We start from the raw sequence: 16,873 nt of genomic DNA on the forward strand, positions 1-16,873 counted from the left end.
AGGGGCTTTTTTTTATAAATCTTTTCGCATTTCGTTTGCCAAAAATTCAACATCTGTGCCGACGATCACCTGAATTTCGTGCTGGTTCAGCTTGACGATCCCTTTGGCTCCCATGGCTTTCAACGCTTTTTCATCCAGTTTGGATGCGTCGCGAATTTTGAGGCGAAGGCGGGTTACGCAGTTGTTCAGCGTATCAATGTTTTCCTTTCCGCCCAGTGCTTCAAGGTATTGGACGGCAAGGCTTTCGTATTTGGATGAACCCGTTTCCATTTCAGCTGGCGCAGCTGTTTCTTCTTCGTCTTCACGTCCAGGTGTTTTTAAATTCAGCTTTGTGATCAAGAAATAAAACAAGACGAAATAAATGGCGCCGTACGCCAGTCCGATCGGCAGCAGGAGCAGCGGCTTTGTGGCGATTCCAAAGTTTAAAAGATAATCGATGATACCCGCTGAAAATGTAAAGCCGTGATGGATGCCCAGCATATTGGTGATGGCCATCGCGCTCGCCGTTAACACGGCATGAATGCCGAAAAGCAATGGCGACAGGAACATAAAGGTGAATTCGATAGGTTCCGTGATCCCGGTTAAAAACGACGTGAACGCCAAGCCGATCAAAAATCCGGCCGTTGCTTTGCGGCGGTGTTTTTTAGCGGCTGCAATCATTGCCAGACATGCGGCAGGAAGGCCGAACATCATGATCGGAAAGAAGCCTGTCATAAATGCGCCGGCACTCGGGTCCCCGGCAAAGAATCGGTTCATGTCGCCCGTTTTGCCGGCAAATTCCCCAAATACCATCCATACCATGTTGTTTAAAATGTGATGAAGTCCCAGCGGAAGCAGCAATCTGTTTAAAAAGCCAAAAATTCCGACGCCGACCGCCCCGGCATGAATGATCCAGCTTCCGACGGCATCGATCGCCTGCTGTGCGTATATCCAGACAAACCCGAAAATCGCCGCGAGAATGATAGAAGACATGGCCGTCATAATCGGGACACAGCGTTTTCCGCCGAAGAAGCCGAGCCATTCCGGAAGTTTCGCATCTTTAAAACGGTTGTACATCATAGCGGCGACGACGCCTGAGATAATACCGCCGAGCACGCCCATGTTTAAATCTTTATTGATCGCTGCAAGGCCGCCCGTCAGCACGAAATAGCCGATTGCTCCCGACAGAGCTGCGGCCCCGTGGCTATCTTTCGATAAGCCGATGGCAACCCCGATCGCAAAGATGATCGGCAATTGATCAAGGATCGATTGTCCTGAGGCGGCGATAAACGGAATGTTGAACAAATCTGCTCTTCCCAAAGCGAGCAAAAGGCCCGCAGCAGGAAGAACGGCGATAGGCAGCATTAAAGCGCGCCCGATATTTTGAAGAAAACCAAGCATCATGAAAACCCCTTTCGATGATATTGAATCGCGTGTTTTAAACGGCCATTTTCATAGGATAAACAGCGGTCTGCCTCTTCAAGCGTCCCGCCCGTCAGCACCATAAAAATCGCTGCTTTGACGTTGTAGCGGCTTTCTTTTAAAGCCTGCAACGCTTCGTCCCGTGATATGCCGGTCGTGTTCATTAAAATGCCTGCGGCCCGGTTTTTGAGCTTTTGATTCACCAATTGCATATTGACCATCTCGTTTTGATAGACGTGGCCGAGACGGACCATTGCCGCGGTTGACAGCATGTTGAGAATCAGTTTTTGAGCCGTCCCCGCTTTTAAGCGGGTCGAGCCGCGGATAATTTCCGGTCCTGTCTCAGCCTCAATCGCAATGTCGCTGAACCTGGCTGCTTCCGTTTCCTTGTTACAGCTGATCGAAACGGAGACGGCTCCCATCTCTTTTGCATAGGATAATCCCGCAAGGACATAAGGCGTTGAGCCGCTGGCTGTGACGCCGATGAACACATCCGCTTCTGAAAATAAACGTGCCTTGAGCTGGGAGACGATGATGTCCCGATCGTCTTCATTTTCTTCGAGCGGCTTCCACATCGCTTCGTAATTTCCGGCGATCAGGCCGATCCACTGATGTTCGTCAAGCGAGAATGTCGGCGGCAGTTCGGCAGCGTCAAGGACGGCAAGTCTTCCGCTCGTGCCTGCTCCTGCGGCAAACACCCTGCCTCCCGACTGAAGGCGGCTGACAATCGTGTCGGCGGCATGGGCGATATCGGGAAGACACGGTTTGACGGCTTGCGGCACCGTATGGTCTTCCTCGTTCATCAGTGCGGCGATATCGAGCGAAGTCATCTCATCGAGTGTTTTGCTTTTTGCGTTTGTTCCTTCTGTTGTTTTCATCGTTCTTTCCTCTTCATGTCGATTACGAATTTGTAGCGGTCTCCTCTGTATACCGATTTCACCATCTCAAACGGCCTGCCGTTTGTTAAATAGCTGCATCGTTCGATTAATAGGACGGGTGATCCTGCCTCGATGTCCAGCGGTTCGCTTTCGGTCTGCTGTGCGATGGAAGGCTCAAGCGTTTGCGTGGCTCTGTCGATTGTAAGGGACAGTTTGTTTTCTACATAGTCGTACAGCGAAGCATTCATCATTTCTTCTGTGAGACCTTTGACAAGTTCAACGGGCAGATAAGAAATTTCATAAGCCATCGGAATTTTATCGGCAAGGCGGATCCGTTTGACTTCATAGACGGAAGAGCCTTCAGGTATCTCAAGCTTTGCAGCCGTTCTATGATCACACGGAATGATCCCGAAACCGATCATCTTCGTTCCCGGCGTCATACCTCTTGACTTCATGTCTTCGGAAAAGCTCGTCAGGCCTTGAAGAGGCTGCTCGATCTTTGGTTCGGCAATGAAGGTTCCTTTTCCCCGCTGCCTGACCAGAATCCCTTCATTTACGAGATTGTTGACGGCTTGCCTGACGGTCATTCTGCTCACTTCGTATTTTTCGGCAAACTCCCTTTCAGAGGGGATGAGGTCCCCGGGTTTTAAATCCTTCGTTTCTGCGAGCTTCTTAATTTCGGTTTCGATTTGGTAGTATATAGGAATGTGAGAATCTTTTTTGATCAAAAGGCCATGCTCCTTTCTTTTACAATCGATAATGCGTCACTGTCGGCGATGATCACCACGTCCTGGTGCATGTTTAAGACGGAAGCAGGAATGTCCTCATTCGGTTGTTCGCTGAGCAGCTTTGCCAGAATGCCGGCCTTTTTCTTCCCTGACACGAGCAGCAGAATCTGTTTGCTTCTCATGATCGTAGCAATGCCCATCGTGAGGGCCTGAGCAGGCACAGATGACAGAGAATCAAAATAACGGGCATTTGCTTTTCTTGTGGAATCGGTCAGTTCCACGACATGTGTTTCAGATGAAAATGGCGTCCCCGGCTCATTGAAGCCGATGTGGCCGTTCATGCCGAGGCCGAGCAATTGCAGATCAACGCCTCCGAGCCGCTCGATCAAAGATTCGTAGCGCCGGCACTCGCCTTGCAGATCTGCGGCCATTCCATCAGGCAAATGAGTATGGCTCGCCGGAATGTCGATGTGGCCAAAAAGCTCTTTTTTCATGTAAAACGTATAGCTGTTGTCATCATCAGGCGAAAGGCCGACATACTCGTCTAAATTCACTGTATAGACATGCTGGTAAGACGTTTGATTGTTCAGATGGTCTTCCCGCAGGAACCGGTATGTTCCAAGCGGCGTTCCTCCGGTGGCCAGCCCGAGCACGGGCGCTGATGAACCATTTACTTTTTCGATGATGAAGCTGGCGGCTTTTTTGCTCATATCCTCATAATTCCTGGCTTCAATGATTTTCATGATCAAACCTCCCTTTTGCTGTAAGCGATTGCTCCTTTACATAGCGTGAGAACGACTTCGTTATGTTCGTTTAATACGATCAGATCGGCGTCTTTGCCGTTTCGAATGCTGCCTTTCCGATCAAACACCTGAAGCTGTTTGGCAGGATTGACCGCCGTCATATAGACGATGTCCTCGAGCACGCAATCTGCGAATTCCATCATGTTCCGTGCGGCCTGCTCCATCTTGAGAATGCTTCCGGCCAATGTTCCGTCCTTTAAAACGGCTTTTTCGCCTTCGACGAAAACCTCCTGTCCCCCTAATGTGTAAGTGCCGTTTTGTAAGCATTTGGCGCGCATGGCATCCGTGATCAAAATGATGCCTTCTTTCTGTTTTTGCATGAACGTCAATTTGACAATGGCAGGGTGGACGTGGATGCCGTCGGCAATCAGCTCCGTTCTAAGCTCAGGATATAAAAGGGCGCTTCCCGCAACTCCCGGCTCGCGGTGATGAAGGCCCCGCATGCCGTTAAATAAATGTGTCACATGTGAAATCCCGGCTTTTATCCCGGTTTTCATTTCTTCGAGCCCCGCGTCAGAGTGACCGGCTGACGCGATAACGCCGGTCTCTTTCAAATAAGCGATCAGTTCTAAAGCGCCTTCGGCCTCAGGCGCGATTGTGACTAATTTAATGTTATTCCCCGACAGCTGCTGCCATTCTTTGAATACCGCAAGATCGGGCGAAATGATGGCATCGGCCGGCTGGGCTCCGCAGCGTTTTTCCGAAATAAAAGGGCCTTCCAGGTGAATCCCGAGTATTTCCGCCGCACCGGGCTGATTTTGCTCTGATTGATACCGTTTTGCATTTTCAAGGGCGCGTTCGATGGTTGACGCGTCCTGTGTCATCGTGGTCCCAAGAAAGCTTGTCGTGCCCTCTTTTGGAAGGGATTCAGCCATCGTCTGTAACGCTTCCTGCGTCCCGTCCATCACATCGGCTCCATTGGCGCCGTGAATATGAACGTCAATCATGCCCGGCAGCACTTTGAAGGTTTCCGGAAACTGAAGCGGCTCGGCCGTCTCCGCCGAATCGGGGATATCGGCCATTGGTCCGTAAGCCTCAATCTTTTCTCCGTTTGTCAGAAGAAATCCGTCTTGAATCGTTTCATTTTCGCCATAAATCGTAAGATGCTTAAAAATAAAGCGCTGAGAATTTTTTATCAACACAGTCAAAAGTCCTTTCTTGAAAACGTTATCATAAGTATAAAATAGTATAATTCTAGTTGTCTAGACCATTCGCAAAAATTTATTTTTTCTTATACATGATGATCATGCAGAATCATTCATTTGGCTTCCTTATTGTCAGGTTTTACGACGTAAAAAAAGCCGACTCGATGGTCGGCTTTTTAAGCTGCTTTCGCGTGTATATAGAGATTTCTTCCCGCACCAAGGCCTGTCCCGATTAAGGCGATCAGTGCGGCGATGAACAGGAGGATCGGTCCGTTCCATGAATGCGTATGATCATACAGAAAACCGACAAAGCTCGGGCCGATCGCCGCCAGCAAGTAACCGGCGGATTGCGACATTCCTGATAAAGCTGCGGCTTGATGCGCATTTTCGCTCCGCAGTCCGATTAATGTCAAGGCCAGACTGATGCTCGAGCCTTGTCCGATTCCGATTAAGATCACCCAAAAGGTCAGCATGGCCGGGCTGCCGCCGTACAAAAGGCCCGCCATTCCGGATAAATAAAGAATGCCGAGTCCGAGAACGATGCTTTTTTGGTTGCGGAAACGGCCGGCGAGAACCGGGGTAAAAAACGTTGACGGAAGGCTGGCAAACTGCATAAGCGAGAGCATCCAGCCTGCAAGCGACATGCTCATCCCGTGGGATCTGAGGATCTCGGGAAGCCAAGCGATCGTGCAGTAAAACAGGAAGGACTGGATCCCCATAAAAAATGTGACTTGCCAGGCGATTTTCGACCGCCAGACCGATTGTCCGTCTGCTTTCAACTGAACCGTGCGGTTTGCCGTGTCATGATAGCGGAGCTGGGGAACCCAGATCAATATCGCCAAAAAGGCCAGTCCCGCCCAGATCATGAGCGAGGCGCTCCATCCCCAGTCCAAACCGTGGGAAAGGGGAATGCTGATACCCGATGCCAAAGCCGCAAATATCGACATGGCCGTCGTATAAATACTCGTCATGATTCCCGCTTTGTCAGGGAATTTATGTTTGATCAGGCTCGGCAGCAGAACGTTTAAGACGGCGATACCGACGCCGATCAGAGCGGTTCCGGCAAACAATGTGAACGCTTCCCCGTAGGAACGGAGCAAAATTCCAATCAAAAGAACGACCAGACCGATCCAGAGCGTCCTTTCATTGCCCAGCCTTTGTCCCAGCTTGGGAGCGACCGGGGAAAGAATCGCAAAAGACAATAACGGCAAAGTCGTCAAAAAACCTGCCATTCCGTTTGTCATATCCAGATCGGTACGGATCGAACTGATCAGCGGTCCGACAGATGTAATGGCGGGCCTTAGGTTAAAAGCGATGAATATGATTCCCGTAATGAGAAAGATTCTGTTGATGCGGGTCCGTCGTGCGTCAATGTGGTGCATGGTGTATTCTCCTTTGCTTTCTGGTAAACAAGTGACATGAAAAAGAAACCCGGAAACGAGGTCCAAGGTTACTCTTTCTCTGTTTCGGCCAGCTTCACAAGCAAAATATGCTGCGGCATATGCATGATTTGTTCAGTGGGAATATGTAAAGACTCCGAAAACTTCTCAGCCGTTTCGGCAGATATTTGTAAAGGTCTTATGTGTTGTCCTCCATTTTCTATTGTACTAAAGCGAAAAAGGGACGCAACAGTAAATATTGTTCCCAACAATCATTGTAACATCATATAACGGGTTGGTTGGAAGAAAAACAAATAAAGGATATAAATAAAACAGGAGGTGATGTGATGAACACACCGTTATCGGCATTAAAAAAGAAATTGTATGAGCAGCAGGTCAGAGCGCAGGGGTTTTATACGTTTGAAGAGTCGAAAGATATGCGCAACGCGCTGCAAACGCTGCGCATGAAATTTGCCGCTTACGAGGAATGGGAGCTGTATCAGAAAGCGACCGATGTAATGGTCGGCATGCTGTTTAAAGACAATTGGAACAAAAGAGCGGAATAATGCCGCCACACCGGTTATGTTCCTCTGCCCATTTCTAAAAATGCCCATTTTAATAGAGAGTCTACTATATTTTTTGCAAAAATGATAAAATAGACGTTGGGTTATTTTTAATGGGAGGACGGTGCTTAACATGACAGATCTTCTGAATGACAGGCTGCCGCCGCAGAATATTGAAGCTGAACAGGCCGTGTTAGGTGCTGTTTTTTTAGAGCCTTCCGCGCTCACGTTGGCGTCTGAAGTCTTAATTCCAGATGATTTTTACAGAATGTCGCACCAAAAAATATTCAACGCCATGTTGATTCTAGGGGACCGCGGCGAGCCTGTGGACTTGGTGACAGTCACATCAGAGCTTGCGAATACCGGCCTTTTGGAAGAAGTCGGCGGGATTTCTTATTTGACGGATATTGCAAATTCTGTGCCTACTGCGGCTAATATAGAGTATTATGCAAAAATCGTGGAAGAAAAATCGATTCTCCGCCGCTTGATCCGCACCGCAACGACGATTGCGCAGGACGGATATACAAGGGAGGACGAAGTCGAAGACCTTTTAAGCGAAGCAGAAAAAACGATTATGGAAGTCGCCCAGCGGAAAAACTCGGGCGCCTTTCAAAATATTAAGGATGTTCTCGTTCAAACCTACGACAATATCGAACAGCTTCACAACCGGAAAGGGGATATCACCGGAATCCCGACCGGCTTCACGGAGCTTGACAGAATGACGGCCGGATTCCAGAGAAACGACCTGATCATCGTCGCCGCGCGGCCGTCGGTCGGGAAAACCGCTTTTGCCTTGAACATCGCGCAAAACGTAGCGACGAAAACGGACGAAAGCGTCGCGATCTTCAGTCTTGAGATGGGAGCAGAGCAGCTGGTCATGCGGATGCTTTGCGCCGAGGGAAATATCAACGCCCAAAATCTCCGTACCGGAAATTTGACGGAAGAGGACTGGGGCAAGCTGACAATGGCGATGGGGAGCCTGTCAAACAGCGGAATCTTCATCGATGATACTCCGGGGATCAGGGTCAGCGAAATCCGTTCAAAATGCAGGCGTTTAAAGCAGGAGCACGGACTCGGCATGATTTTGATCGACTATTTGCAGCTCATCCAGGGAAGCGGCAGATCAAAAGACAACCGTCAGCAGGAAGTATCGGAAATATCCCGTTCCCTGAAAGCGCTGGCGAGGGAGCTCGAAGTTCCGGTCATCGCGCTTTCCCAGCTTTCCCGCGGCGTTGAGCAGCGTCAAGACAAGCGTCCGATGATGTCAGACATCCGGGAATCGGGAAGTATCGAGCAGGACGCCGACATCGTCGCCTTCCTGTATCGTGACGATTATTATGATAAAGAAACAGAGAATAAAAACATTATCGAGATCATTATTGCTAAACAGCGGAACGGCCCGGTCGGCACCGTTTCACTCGCATTTGTTAAAGAATATAATAAGTTCGTAAACTTGGAGCGCCGTTTTGACGACGCAGGTGTTCCGCCTGGTGCATAGATCCCTAAGAATTGCTTCTTAGGGATTTTTTTTGTTTCTTGTTCCGCGGTTCTTGCCGATCTCAAACAGGCCGGTTGCCGTTAAGCCTGCCAGACCGCCGGCCCATAATCGCAGAACAAGTTCAAGTTCTGTAAACGGATATGCGGCTGCTCCGATCAGAAAACCAATCAATAGAGACGTAAGCGGAATCAAATTTTTAGGCACTCTTACCGTTTTTTTCACCAGCTCGACAAGCGCCAAAATAATGGGCGATAATACGGATGCAAAAATCAATACGGTTTCCATTGGACATTCCCCTCCTTACTAATTTCATATTGAAGAAAACTTCGTTTTATGTGTATTTGTCCAAGAAAATGTAGTTTTTGAGATTTTATCTAAAAAATATCTCCTAAAAAAGAAATATATAAATCAATAACGAACAAATATGTTTAGTGGTAAAATAAATGTTCGGATTTACGATTGACTTTGCCTTTTGACACTGATAAACTGAATGTGTTTGATATTGATATCGTTTGAAAAGGTTAACGGAGGTGCACGGATATGTCTTCAGTAGTTGTTGTCGGTACGCAGTGGGGTGACGAAGGGAAAGGCAAAATTACCGATTTCCTTTCAGAGAACGCAGAGGTTATCGCACGGTACCAAGGTGGAAATAACGCAGGACATACGATTAAATTCAACGGGGTAACGTATAAGCTTCATTTAATCCCATCCGGTATTTTTTATAAAGATAAAATATGTGTGATCGGAAACGGCATGGTCGTTGATCCGAAAGCATTGGTTGCAGAGCTTGCATATCTTCATGAGCGCAATGTCGCAACAGACAACCTGAGAATCTCAAACAGAGCCCATGTCATTCTGCCGTATCATTTGAAGCTTGACGCGGTGGAAGAAGAACGGAAAGGGGCCAACAAAATCGGCACGACGAAAAAAGGAATCGGTCCGGCTTATATGGACAAAGCGGCCCGCGTGGGAATCCGCATTGCCGATCTTTTGGACCGCGACGTTTTTGAAGAAAAGCTCGCCCGCAATCTAGAAGAGAAAAACCGCCTGCTTGAAAAAATGTACGAAGCAGAAGGGTTTAAAAATGAAGACATTCTTGATGAATATTATGAATACGGCCAGCAAATCAAACAGTACGTATGCGACACGTCGGTTGTCTTAAACGACGCGCTTGACGACGGACGCCGCGTTCTGTTTGAAGGCGCACAAGGGGTTATGCTTGATATCGACCAAGGAACATATCCGTTTGTTACGTCTTCCAACCCGGTCGCTGGCGGCGTGACGATCGGTTCCGGCGTCGGCCCTACAAAAATCAAGCATGTCGTCGGGGTATCGAAAGCATACACGACCCGCGTCGGAGACGGTCCGTTCCCGACTGAGCTTAACGATGAGATCGGAGACCAAATCCGTGAGGTCGGCCGCGAATACGGAACAACAACAGGACGTCCGCGCCGCGTCGGCTGGTTCGACAGCGTGGTTGTCCGCCATGCCCGCCGCGTCAGCGGAATTACCGATCTTTCTCTCAATTCCATTGATGTACTGACCGGAATCGAAACCGTGAAAATCTGCGTCGCTTACAAGTATCGCGGAGAAATTCTTGAAGAATTCCCTGCAAGCCTGAAAGCCTTGGCAGAATGTGAGCCGGTATATGAAGAAATGCCGGGCTGGACTGAGGACATCACAGGAGCGAAAAGCCTCAGTGACCTGCCTGAGAATGCCCGCCACTATCTTGAGCGCATCTCACAGCTGACAGGCATTCCGCTTTCGATTTTCTCAGTCGGTCCTGACCGCTCTCAGACAAACGTCGTCAGAAGCGTCTACCGCCCGAATTAACCGATTTAGCCTCTGCAGATTGCGGAGGCTTTGTTTTTTTTACAGGTTGATTCGCAGAAGAGAAGGCGGTCAGCCTCCCGGGATTTTGGCGAAGCCTTGAGCACTGATAAGAAAATGAATGCTCCCTGGCAGTGTCAGCATAAACCGCGAAGGGACGGGGGAAATCATCGCAGGAAAAAATAAATAGAGAAAAAATAAAAAAATATATTGCCACTTCTGTTCGTTCTATGATAATATAAATCTCGTTGTTGCGAAAACAACGACAAGAGCCATTAGCTCAGTTGGTAGAGCATCTGACTTTTAATCAGAGGGTCGAAGGTTCGAGTCCTTCATGGCTCACCATTTACTATGGCCCGTTGGTCAAGCGGTTAAGACACCGCCCTTTCACGGCGGTAACACGGGTTCGAATCCCGTACGGGTCATTGATTTACTTTAGCATTATTGCTAAATCTCCGCTTGCTTCGGAAGGACCACGATTCCTTCCTGGAGCAGGTACTGTAAATAACATATACGGTCCGGTAGTTCAGTTGGTTAGAATGCCTGCCTGTCACGCAGGAGGTCGCGGGTTCGAGTCCCGTCCGGACCGCCATTTACATAAAGGCTCGGTAGCTCAGTTGGTAGAGCAACGGACTGAAAATCCGTGTGTCGGCGGTTCGATTCCGTCCCGAGCCACTTTAAAGCGCGTCTGCTTTTAGCAGATGCGTTTTTCTTATAGGTTAAGCTTTAACGGAAATTTTTTTGAAAAGCAGCGGAGCGTTTATGAGAGAGAAAAAAAGGGAGGCCGGAGCAGCCGGCCAAAGAAGAAGACGTTACTATATAGACGTTTAAAAACGAAAGATGTTTCACTTTTCAGTAAAAAAAGTAACAGAAATTTAATTGGTGATACGGAAGCTGAAACATTATCAATGGGGGATATTACCAAATCCTTTCCTTGTAACTATTTTTTTAATTTTTGCTTCATAAACGTTATAATGTATAAGAAATCTATTTTTGAATGTTACGACATGAACTTAATATAAACACTGTAAACAAACCCTGGATCAGGAGGAATAAGTAATGGAAAAAAAGATACTTGTTGTAGATGACGAAAAGCCGATTGCCGATATTTTAGAGTTTAATCTGAAAAAAGAAGGTTATGATGTTCATTGCGCTTATGACGGCAATGAAGCGCTTGAGATGGTCGAGGAGCTGAACCCTGATTTAATCCTTCTCGATATCATGCTTCCGAACAAAGACGGTGTGGAAGTATGCCGTGAGGTCCGTAAAAAATATGATATGCCGATCATCATGCTGACCGCAAAAGATTCCGAAATCGACAAGGTCATCGGCCTTGAGCTCGGTGCTGACGACTATGTCACAAAGCCTTTCAGTACCCGCGAGCTATTGGCCCGCGTCAAAGCGAACCTGAGACGGCAGACTGCGGCTGCGCCTGCTGAAGAAGAGCAAACGACAAACGAAATCCAAATCGGATCGCTCGTCATTTTTCCGGATGCCTATGTTGTGTCAAAACGCGATGAGACAATCGAGCTGACCCACAGGGAATTTGAGCTGCTTCACTACCTTGCAAAACATATCGGACAAGTCATGACCCGCGAACATCTGCTGCAAACGGTATGGGGATACGATTATTTTGGAGATGTCCGCACGGTTGATGTCACCGTCCGCCGCCTTCGCGAAAAAATCGAAGATAATCCGAGCCACCCGAGCTGGATTGTGACGAGACGCGGTGTCGGTTATTATTTGAGAAATCCGGAACAGGACTAATGCCCAAATGAACAAAGTCGGTTTTTTTCGATCCATTCATTTCAAGTTTACGTTAATATACGTACTGCTCATTATCGTCGCGATGCAAATTATCGGCGTGTACTTCGTCAATGCGATGGAGAAATACCTTCTCGATACGTATAAGGAATCACTCGATCAGCGGGTTAACAATCTGTCGTATTATCTTGAACAGGAAATGACGAAGGACAGGGACACACCATCCTCCACAACGTTGAAGGAGGATGCTGAGCGGATTTTAAGCGATTTCAGCAAGGAAGGCAAAATTCTGGAGGTCAGCCTGATTGACAAAAGCTATGAAGTCATTGCGACTTCCAATCCGTATAACAGGGAAGTAGCCGGAAAAAAGACAACGGAAGGCATCATAAAAAGAACGTTGCTTGTCGGTCAGCCATATGAAAACAAATTTTTTGATCCGGTACGGGACAGCAGAGTCCAAATTTCCGTCACTCCGATAAAAAAAGCCAATGAAGAGACGATCGGAGCGATTTATGTCGTAGCTTCAATGGACGATGTCTACAATCAAATCCGGATGATCAATACGATTTTAGCTTCAGGAACGATCCTTGCACTTGGGATCACTGCCTTTTTGGGAGTGTTTGTAGCGCGGACCATTACGCACCCGCTTTCAGATATGCGAAAGCAGGCGATCGAACTGGCGAAAGGGAATTTCTCGCGAAAAGTCAGGAAATATGGAAACGACGAAATCGGCCAGCTTGCCACGACCTTTAATTATTTAACGAGAGAACTGAAAGAAGCACAGTCGATGACGGAAGGCGAACGGAAGAAACTATCTTCTGTTATCGCGTATATGACGGACGGGGTCATCGCGACAAACCGAAACGGTGCTATCATACTATTGAATACACCGGCGTTGGAGCTTTTGAATGTTTCACGTGAAACTGCTCTCGAAATGCCGATTACTACACTGCTCGGCCTTGATAAAGAATATACGTTTGAAGATTTAGTCGAACAGCAGGATTCTCTCATTCTTGAGATCGAACAGGAAGAAAGAACCTCTGTGCTCCGCGTCAACTTTTCGGTGATACAAAAAGAGCACGGAAAGATCGACGGATTAATCGCGGTCATTTACGATGTCACTGAACAGGAACAGATTGACCAGGAACGAAGAGAGTTTGTGGCAAACGTGTCTCATGAGCTCAGAACACCGTTGACGACGATGCGAAGCTATTTAGAAGCGCTGGCTGAAGGCGCTTGGCAGGATGCAAATATTGCGCCGCATTTCCTGAATGTCACGCAAAATGAAACAGAACGGATGATCAGGCTCGTCAATGACCTGCTTCAACTTTCAAAATTTGACAGCAGGGATTATCAATTCAACAAGGAATGGATTCATTTTATCCGCTTCTTCTCTCTCATTATTGAGCGTTTTGAAATGACAAAGGAACAGCATGTCGATTTTATCAGCCATCTTCCTGACAGAGATCTGTATGTCGAAATGGATCCTGATAAAATTACACAAGTGTTGGACAATATTATTTCAAACGCATTGAAATATTCTCCTGAGGGAGGCCATATTACGTTCTCCGTCGATGTGAATGAAGAAGAAGAGCTTCTTTATATCAGCGTCAAAGATGAAGGCGTCGGCATTCCAAGAAAAGATATGGAGCGTATTTTCGAACGTTTCTACCGCGTCGACAAAGCGAGAACGAGAAAGCTCGGCGGCACAGGCCTCGGTCTGGCGATCGCAAAAGAAATGGTGCAGGCTCACGGCGGAGACATCTGGGCCGACAGCATCGAAGGAAAAGGAACAACGATCACATTTACCCTGCCGTACAAAGAAGAAAAAGAGGATGATTGGGATGAAGCGTGAAACAATTAAAACGATAGTATTGTCCGTTTTAGTTTTGATCAGTCTTCTTTTTACCTTTAACATTTGGGGGTTCCAGGGCAATTACGAAAAGATCTCCAACTCCAAAGCGCAGGTAAGCGATAAGCAGCCGATCACAAATCAGACCAAATTATTGAACGAAGCGGTTAAACCGCAGCAAATGTTCATACATGACAATGAAAAACACTATTTGCTGAACGATTTAACGCTTTACACACAGCTGTGGGATGATATGAGCCGATGGGAAGTCAAATCGCTGAAAGACATTTCAGATAACTTTGGCAAACAGCAGTTCAAAGATTGGCTTTATGCTGCAAACAAAGGGCCTAAATTGGATCTTGTCTTCAGTGACAGCATACCGCTTGACGTTTTGCAGCCGCTGTTCAAATGGAGTGCGAATTCTTACGAATATAACTCTTTTGACAGGATTGTCCTTCCTATTGATGAAGGAAGCGGCGCAAAAAAGATTTATTTTGTTTCATTCAGCAAAGAAACGGTCGTTGAAGCCGATATTGAATCGGCCAATTATCGAAACATCGTGTCAGAAATCTACAAGGAAAAATCGCGTATGCCTGCCTACAAGGCGTATGCCATTAATTCGAGAAGAGATGCGCTCCTTCCTGTTAACAGGCTGCAGCTGACCGAAAAAGAGTACTTCACGGAAACGATCAGCCCAAGCCGTTTTAAAAAGGCTTTGTTTGATGATCCTGAAACCGTTCGCCAGGAGACGAATTTAAACAATCCTATTTACACGGATGGAACGAGCCTTTTGGAAATTTATTCGAACAACAGACAGGTAAAGTTTCAGCACCGCAACTTAGAGCCGAGTTCATCCTATGAAAATGGAGAGCTGATTAATAAAAGCTTTAAATATTTAAACGATACCGGAAGCTGGACAGATGATTACCAGTTTTTCAGCTTAAATGAGAATCAGCAGATCAGTTTTTACCTTTACATGGATCAGCTGCCGGTCGTCAATAGTCAAAGCCAGCCGTTTGGAACGACATCCATCGATCTGCGCTGGGCCAATAATGACATATTGGATTATAAGCATCCAAACTATGTTCTGGGGGCAAATTCAAACCCTCTCAGCAAAAAAAGCAAAGAAATCATGAACGGCAAGGAATTAATCGAGTACTTGAAAGGGCATGATGAATACAATTTTGACAGCATTGAACAAATTTTCCCTGCTTACGAAATGGTCTCGGTGTCTGAAGAACAAGACCCGGTTGTCAAGCTGGTGCCGACGTGGTGCATTAAAATAAACGGCACAGTACAGCCCGTTTCCAAGGAGAATGAAGCGGTGAAGGAGGACGAAGCAAATGGAGTGGAATAGAACGAAAACAATCTTCATTATCGTCTTCCTTATCCTTGATATCTTTTTGGCTTTTCAATATTTTGATAAGCGCACCAAAAACCAGTTCCCGATTTTAGAAAAATCGACGCTCCAGGAAGATATGAAAGCCGATCATATAACTTATGACAGCTTGTCCAAGGAATCACAGAAAGGCGCTTCGATTTCAGCACAAAAAAAAGTGTTTAAAACGAGCGAGATTAAATCGCTGAAAGGACAAAAGCCTTTAGTGGACATGTCAAAAGGAGACTCCCTCACTGAAATTGAGATGGGATTTGAAGAACCTATCCTTCTGCCGAAAGAGGACATGGAGACGAAGGCCAGGGAAATTGTGAACGAGCAATTACTGGACGGAAGCAAGTATAGGCTTTGGAAAATCGATAAGTCGCAAAAACAGATCATCTTCTTTCAAACGTATAAAGGGGACTACATTTTTCAGAACCAAAAAGATAATGCCGCAAATGAAATAGGCGAAGTTGTTTTGTTTTACAATGATAAAAATGAAGTCGTTAAGTACAAACAGTCGATGCTGAAAGAAATAAAAGAAGTCAAAACTGAAAACCTGATTTCTGCTGTCGGAGCGGTTGAAGCTTTATACTATCCTGATTTTCTTAAGCCTAACAGCAAAATTAAAACCGCCGAGATTGGATATTACACGCAATATCCTCTTGCAAGCGCACAAATTTTCGTACCGGTTTGGCGGATCGAAGTACAGCGCAAATCTGACAACGGCGCAATATATGAAGAATTTATCATTGATGCACGGGATGGAGCCGTTCTTCAGTCACAGGAGACAAAGGAAAAATCATAATGGAGTGAGAAACCATGAGCCTGCAATTTAGCGTACTTGCGAGCGGGAGTACGGGAAATGCATTTTATTTGGAAACCGAAGACCACGCTTTTTTAGTAGACGCAGGACTTAGCGGGAAGGCAATCGAAGGGCTGATGGCTCAGATAGACCGCAGCTTGGACAAGCTTGACGGTATTTTTGTCACGCATGAGCACAGCGACCATATTAAAGGACTGGGCGTGCTGGCAAGAAAATACGAATTGCCCGTTTACGCGAATGAAAAGACATGGAAGGCGATGGAAGGGCACATCGGAAATATCGATACCGGCCAAAAATTCGTGTTCCCGATGGAAACGGTAAAATCGTTCGGCTCCCTTGATGTCGAATCGTTCGGCGTATCCCACGATGCAGCAGAGCCGATGTTTTATGTGTTTCATTACAATGGGCGAAAGCTTGCGCTTATTACGGATACGGGTTATGTGAGCGATAGAATGAAGGGCATCATCAGGTCGGCCAACGTTTTTGTATTTGAAAGCAATCATGACGTCGGCATGCTGCAAATGGGCCGCTATCCGTGGAATATTAAACGGCGGATTTTAAGCGATGTCGGCCATGTATCAAATGAGGACGCAGCGCTTGCGATGACAGACGTCATCGGTGATGAGACATCGCGCATCTACTTAGCCCATCTAAGCCAGGATAACAACATGAAGGAACTCGCAAGAATGTCAGTGCAGCAAACCCTTGCTGCAAAAGGCCTGATTACAGGCGAAACGTTTGATTTATATGATACCGATCCAAAAAAACCGACACCTCTTGCAGCGGTATAAATTTTTCGGAATCAATGATTAATCTCACTGTTTGTGA

At 46.9% G+C, this 16,873-nt stretch carries 16 protein-coding genes and 4 tRNA genes; 12 read left to right on the forward strand and 8 right to left on the reverse strand.

The features are described from left to right. Nucleotides 1–12: 12 nt before the first annotated feature. The 7 genes from nagE to AB447_RS25475 form a co-directional block, all read right to left on the reverse strand. Complete coding sequence (nagE, locus tag AB447_RS19625) at nt 13–1,380, reverse strand: N-acetylglucosamine-specific PTS transporter subunit IIBC (RefSeq protein WP_048353852.1); 1,368 nt, start codon at nt 1,378–1,380, stop codon at nt 13–15. Continuing rightward, nucleotides 1,380–2,279 carry an N-acetylmuramic acid 6-phosphate etherase gene (murQ, locus tag AB447_RS19630; RefSeq protein WP_057957722.1) on the reverse strand — a complete coding sequence of 300 codons (900 nt, stop codon included), beginning with the start codon at nt 2,277–2,279 and terminating at the stop codon, nt 1,380–1,382. Before murQ ends, nagE begins: the two co-directional genes overlap by 1 nt. Further along, nucleotides 2,276–3,007: a GntR family transcriptional regulator gene (locus tag AB447_RS19635; protein WP_048353853.1), complete on the reverse strand. Its 732-nt coding sequence runs from the start codon at nt 3,005–3,007 to the stop codon at nt 2,276–2,278. Before AB447_RS19635 ends, murQ begins: the two co-directional genes overlap by 4 nt. Beyond that, entirely contained in the window at nt 3,004–3,750 is a 747-nt protein-coding gene (gene nagB / locus AB447_RS19640) for a glucosamine-6-phosphate deaminase (protein WP_048353854.1), read from the reverse strand. Before nagB ends, AB447_RS19635 begins: the two co-directional genes overlap by 4 nt. Before the next feature lie 2 nt (nt 3,751–3,752). After that, nucleotides 3,753–4,952, reverse strand: coding sequence for an N-acetylglucosamine-6-phosphate deacetylase (gene nagA, locus AB447_RS19645; RefSeq protein WP_096891961.1), 1,200 nt, complete (start codon nt 4,950–4,952; stop codon nt 3,753–3,755). 179 nt (nt 4,953–5,131) lie between these two features. Continuing rightward, nucleotides 5,132–6,337: a CynX/NimT family MFS transporter gene (locus AB447_RS19650; RefSeq protein WP_048353855.1), complete on the reverse strand. Its 1,206-nt coding sequence runs from the start codon at nt 6,335–6,337 to the stop codon at nt 5,132–5,134. Nucleotides 6,338–6,405: 68 nt separating this feature from the next. Then, nucleotides 6,406–6,537, reverse strand: a complete 132-nt coding sequence (locus tag AB447_RS25475; protein ID WP_082142450.1) for a YycC family protein — start codon at nt 6,535–6,537, stop codon at nt 6,406–6,408. 144 nt (nt 6,538–6,681) lie between these two features. On the opposite strand from AB447_RS25475, the gene AB447_RS19655 reads away from it, so the two are divergent. Together AB447_RS19655 and dnaB are read left to right on the forward strand one after the other, a co-directional pair. Next, complete coding sequence (locus AB447_RS19655; RefSeq protein WP_048353856.1) at nt 6,682–6,900, forward strand: hypothetical protein; 219 nt, start codon at nt 6,682–6,684, stop codon at nt 6,898–6,900. A 130-nt stretch (nt 6,901–7,030) separates the two neighbouring features. Further along, a complete protein-coding gene (gene dnaB, locus AB447_RS19660; RefSeq protein ID WP_046129416.1) occupies nt 7,031–8,395 on the forward strand; it encodes a replicative DNA helicase in 1,365 nt (454 codons plus the stop codon). Nucleotides 8,396–8,413: 18 nt separating this feature from the next. On the opposite strand, the gene AB447_RS19665 is transcribed toward dnaB, so the two are convergent. After that, nucleotides 8,414–8,680 (reverse strand): holin, encoded by a 267-nt coding sequence (locus AB447_RS19665; RefSeq protein ID WP_046129415.1) that lies wholly within the window; start codon nt 8,678–8,680, stop codon nt 8,414–8,416. 255 nt (nt 8,681–8,935) lie between these two features. On the opposite strand from AB447_RS19665, the gene AB447_RS19670 reads away from it, so the two are divergent. The 10 genes from AB447_RS19670 to AB447_RS19715 all read left to right on the forward strand — a co-directional run bounded on the left by AB447_RS19670 (nt 8,936) and on the right by AB447_RS19715 (nt 16,836). Continuing rightward, complete coding sequence (locus AB447_RS19670) at nt 8,936–10,228, forward strand: adenylosuccinate synthase (RefSeq protein ID WP_048406234.1); 1,293 nt, start codon at nt 8,936–8,938, stop codon at nt 10,226–10,228. Between the two features lie 266 nt (nt 10,229–10,494). Continuing rightward, nucleotides 10,495–10,570 (forward strand) — tRNA-Lys (locus AB447_RS19675). A gap of 8 nt (nt 10,571–10,578) precedes the next feature. Further along, nucleotides 10,579–10,650 (forward strand) — tRNA-Glu (locus AB447_RS19680). Between the two features lie 90 nt (nt 10,651–10,740). After that, nucleotides 10,741–10,817: transfer RNA gene (locus tag AB447_RS19685), tRNA-Asp, on the forward strand. Between the two features lie 10 nt (nt 10,818–10,827). After that, nucleotides 10,828–10,900: transfer RNA gene (locus AB447_RS19690), tRNA-Phe, on the forward strand. A 384-nt stretch (nt 10,901–11,284) separates the two neighbouring features. Beyond that, the gene (yycF, locus tag AB447_RS19695; RefSeq protein WP_048353857.1) at nt 11,285–11,992 is read left to right on the forward strand and encodes a response regulator YycF; all 708 of its coding nucleotides are present in this window, start codon (nt 11,285–11,287) and stop codon (nt 11,990–11,992) included. Between the two features lie 7 nt (nt 11,993–11,999). Further along, nucleotides 12,000–13,844 (forward strand): cell wall metabolism sensor histidine kinase WalK, encoded by a 1,845-nt coding sequence (gene walK, locus AB447_RS19700; RefSeq protein ID WP_048406233.1) that lies wholly within the window; start codon nt 12,000–12,002, stop codon nt 13,842–13,844. Beyond that, nucleotides 13,834–15,198, forward strand: a complete 1,365-nt coding sequence (locus AB447_RS19705) for a YycH family regulatory protein (protein ID WP_048353858.1) — start codon at nt 13,834–13,836, stop codon at nt 15,196–15,198. Before walK ends, AB447_RS19705 begins: the two co-directional genes overlap by 11 nt. Beyond that, nucleotides 15,185–16,027, forward strand: a complete 843-nt coding sequence (locus tag AB447_RS19710) for a two-component system regulatory protein YycI (protein ID WP_048353859.1) — start codon at nt 15,185–15,187, stop codon at nt 16,025–16,027. The genes AB447_RS19705 and AB447_RS19710 overlap by 14 nt, the downstream gene beginning before the upstream one ends. 14 nt (nt 16,028–16,041) lie before the next feature. Further along, a complete protein-coding gene (locus tag AB447_RS19715) occupies nt 16,042–16,836 on the forward strand; it encodes an MBL fold metallo-hydrolase (protein ID WP_048353860.1) in 795 nt (264 codons plus the stop codon). Nucleotides 16,837–16,873: the final 37 nt, after the last annotated feature.

The organism is Bacillus glycinifermentans, assembly GCF_001042475.2.
In the GTDB taxonomy this organism is placed as follows: Bacteria; Bacillota; Bacilli; order Bacillales; family Bacillaceae; genus Bacillus; species Bacillus glycinifermentans.